At 44.4% G+C, this 2727-nt stretch carries 2 tRNA genes and 2 rRNA genes; all 4 read right to left on the reverse strand.

The window, feature by feature from the left end:
- A 23S ribosomal RNA gene (locus tag WH52_RS14680) occupies nucleotides 1-428 on the reverse strand; the annotation flags it as partial.
- Nucleotides 429-579: 151 nt separating this feature from the next.
- A tRNA-Ala gene (locus tag WH52_RS14685) sits at nucleotides 580-653 on the reverse strand.
- 85 nt (nucleotides 654-738) lie between these two features.
- Nucleotides 739-812, reverse strand: a tRNA-Ile gene (locus WH52_RS14690).
- Nucleotides 813-924: 112 nt separating this feature from the next.
- Nucleotides 925-2445 (reverse strand): 16S ribosomal RNA (locus WH52_RS14695).
- Nucleotides 2446-2727 lie beyond the last annotated feature (282 nt).

The following is a 2727-nucleotide window of genomic DNA, read 5'->3' on the forward strand; positions in this document are numbered from 1 at the left end:
GGATTCATACAGGATTACACGTGTCCCGCACTACTCAGGGTACTGCTATATCCTCTTCGTTTACCTATACGAGACTATCACTCTCTTTGGTGTGTCTTTCCAAACACTTCTAGTTCACTTAGATTCTAATGTCGCAGCCCTACAACCCCAAAATTGCCGTAACAACTTTGGTTTGGGCTAATCCGCGTTCGCTCGCCACTACTAACGGAATCACTATTGTTTTCTCTTCCTATGGTTACTTAGATGTTTCAGTTCACCACGTTTGCTCATCTTACGATGTGACATGTCTTCAACATGCCGGGTTGCCCCATTCGGATATTTACGGATCATAAATCATGTGCATCTCCCCGTAACTTTTCGCAGCTTATCACGTCCTTCTTCGCCTCTGAAAGCCTAGGCATCCTCCATACGCCCTTATTTAGCTTATTGTACTTTTTGCTGTAGATATTAATCTACAACGAGCTCTTTATAATTCTTTATAAAAATATTCTGTTAAATATAATTTAACTTCTCTATCTTGATTCTTTACGATATCATTTTACCAATATGTCAATGAACTTGTGGTTATCTAAAACCTAGTGGAGAATACCGGAGTCGAACCGGTGACCTCTTGCGTGCAAGGCAAGCGCTCTAGCCAGCTGAGCTAATTCCCCTTTCTCTAGTCAGAGGAGCTTCATGAGCGATTAGTATTCACTCTCTCACCCAACTTCTAGAATTTCCATACTAAGTCTTTAAAAGTAGTCTCGGGCAGACTCGAACTGCCGACCTCTACATTATCAGTGTAGCGCTCTAACCAGCTGAGCTACGAGACTGTCTTAGATATTTACTAAAACATCTAAACTCTCTTTTAAGATCTTAGTCTATTTTTTAAAATTAACAGCAAAGAGCAAATTACCTCTTTTGTAACTCACCATCTTTCTCTAGAAAGGAGGTGTTCCAGCCGCACCTTCCGGTACGGCTACCTTGTTACGACTTAGCCCTAGTTATCAGTTTTACCCTAGGCCGCTCCTCTCGGTGACGGACTTCAGGCACCCCCAACTTCCATGGCTTGACGGGCGGTGTGTACAAGGCCCGGGAACGTATTCACCGGATCATGGCTGATATCCGATTACTAGCGATTCCAGCTTCACGGAGTCGAGTTGCAGACTCCGATCCGAACTGTGATATGGTTTATAGATTCGCTCCTATTCGCATAGTGGCTGCTCATTGTCCATACCATTGTAGCACGTGTGTAGCCCAGGACGTAAGGGCCGTGATGATTTGACGTCATCCCCACCTTCCTCGCGGTTTGCACCGGCAGTCTCGCTAGAGTCCTCAGCATTACCTGCTAGCAACTAACGATAGGGGTTGCGCTCGTTATAGGACTTAACCTGACACCTCACGGCACGAGCTGACGACAACCATGCAGCACCTTGTAGAGAGTCCGAAGAAAGTCTATCTCTAGATCATGCACTCTACATTTAAGCCCTGGTAAGGTTCCTCGCGTATCATCGAATTAAACCACATGCTCCACCGCTTGTGCGGGCCCCCGTCAATTCCTTTGAGTTTCAATCTTGCGATCGTACTCCCCAGGTGGGACACTTATCACTTTCGCTTAGTCACTGAGTCGAAACCCAACAACTAGTGTCCATCGTTTACGGCGTGGACTACCAGGGTATCTAATCCTGTTCGCTCCCCACGCTTTCGTCCATGAGCGTCAGTATATACGTAGTAGACTGCCTTCGCAATCGGTATTCTGTGTAATATCTATGCATTTCACCGCTACACTACACATTCTATCTACTTCCGTATAACTCAAGTCAACCAGTATCAAAGGCAGTTCTACAGTTAAGCTGCAGGATTTCACCTCTGACTTAATTGACCGCCTGCGGACCCTTTAAACCCAATGATTCCGGATAACGCTTGCACCCTCCGTATTACCGCGGCTGCTGGCACGGAGTTAGCCGGTGCTTATTCTTATGGTACCGTCAAGGTTCTACACGTAGAACTGTTTCTTCCCATATAAAAGCAGTTTACAACCCATAGGGCAGTCTTCCTGCACGCGGCATGGCTGGTTCAGAGTTGCCTCCATTGACCAATATTCCTCACTGCTGCCTCCCGTAGGAGTCTGGTCCGTGTCTCAGTACCAGTGTGGGGGATAATCCTCTCAGACCCCCTACCTATCGTCGCCATGGTAAGCCGTTACCTTACCATCTAGCTAATAGGACGCATAGTCATCTTGTACCCATAAATGTTTAACTAGATAGTGATGCCACTTCCCAGTATTATGGAGTATTAATCTTCATTTCTAAAGGCTATCCTCCTGTACAAGGCAGATTCTATACGCGTTACGCACCCGTTCGCCGGTCGTCAGCAAGTAGCAAGCTACCTCTGTTACCCCTCGACTTGCATGTGTTAAGCCTGCCGCTAGCGTTCATCCTGAGCCAGGATCAAACTCTTCATTGTAAAATCTTTAATAATTTTAAATGTTAAGCTTCAAAAGAATTTTTGGTAACTTAATTAAACTTAAGTTGCCGTGGTAATTCTACTCTTTAATTACGCTGTCAATTTCAATATTTTCAATGAACTTGGCGAGTCGCCAACAACAAGTATTTACTTATCTTTTTAACTCAACCTCTTTGTAGAAATGATAGAATCGAACTATCTAATTTACCTTAAAATTATTCCAAAATTTCTTGAACTTTTCACCCTTTTAAAAGCGAGTGCAAATATATAAACTCTTTTTAA

This window comes from Tenacibaculum holothuriorum (genome assembly GCF_002120225.1).
Taxonomy (GTDB): Bacteria; Bacteroidota; Bacteroidia; order Flavobacteriales; family Flavobacteriaceae; genus Polaribacter; species Polaribacter holothuriorum.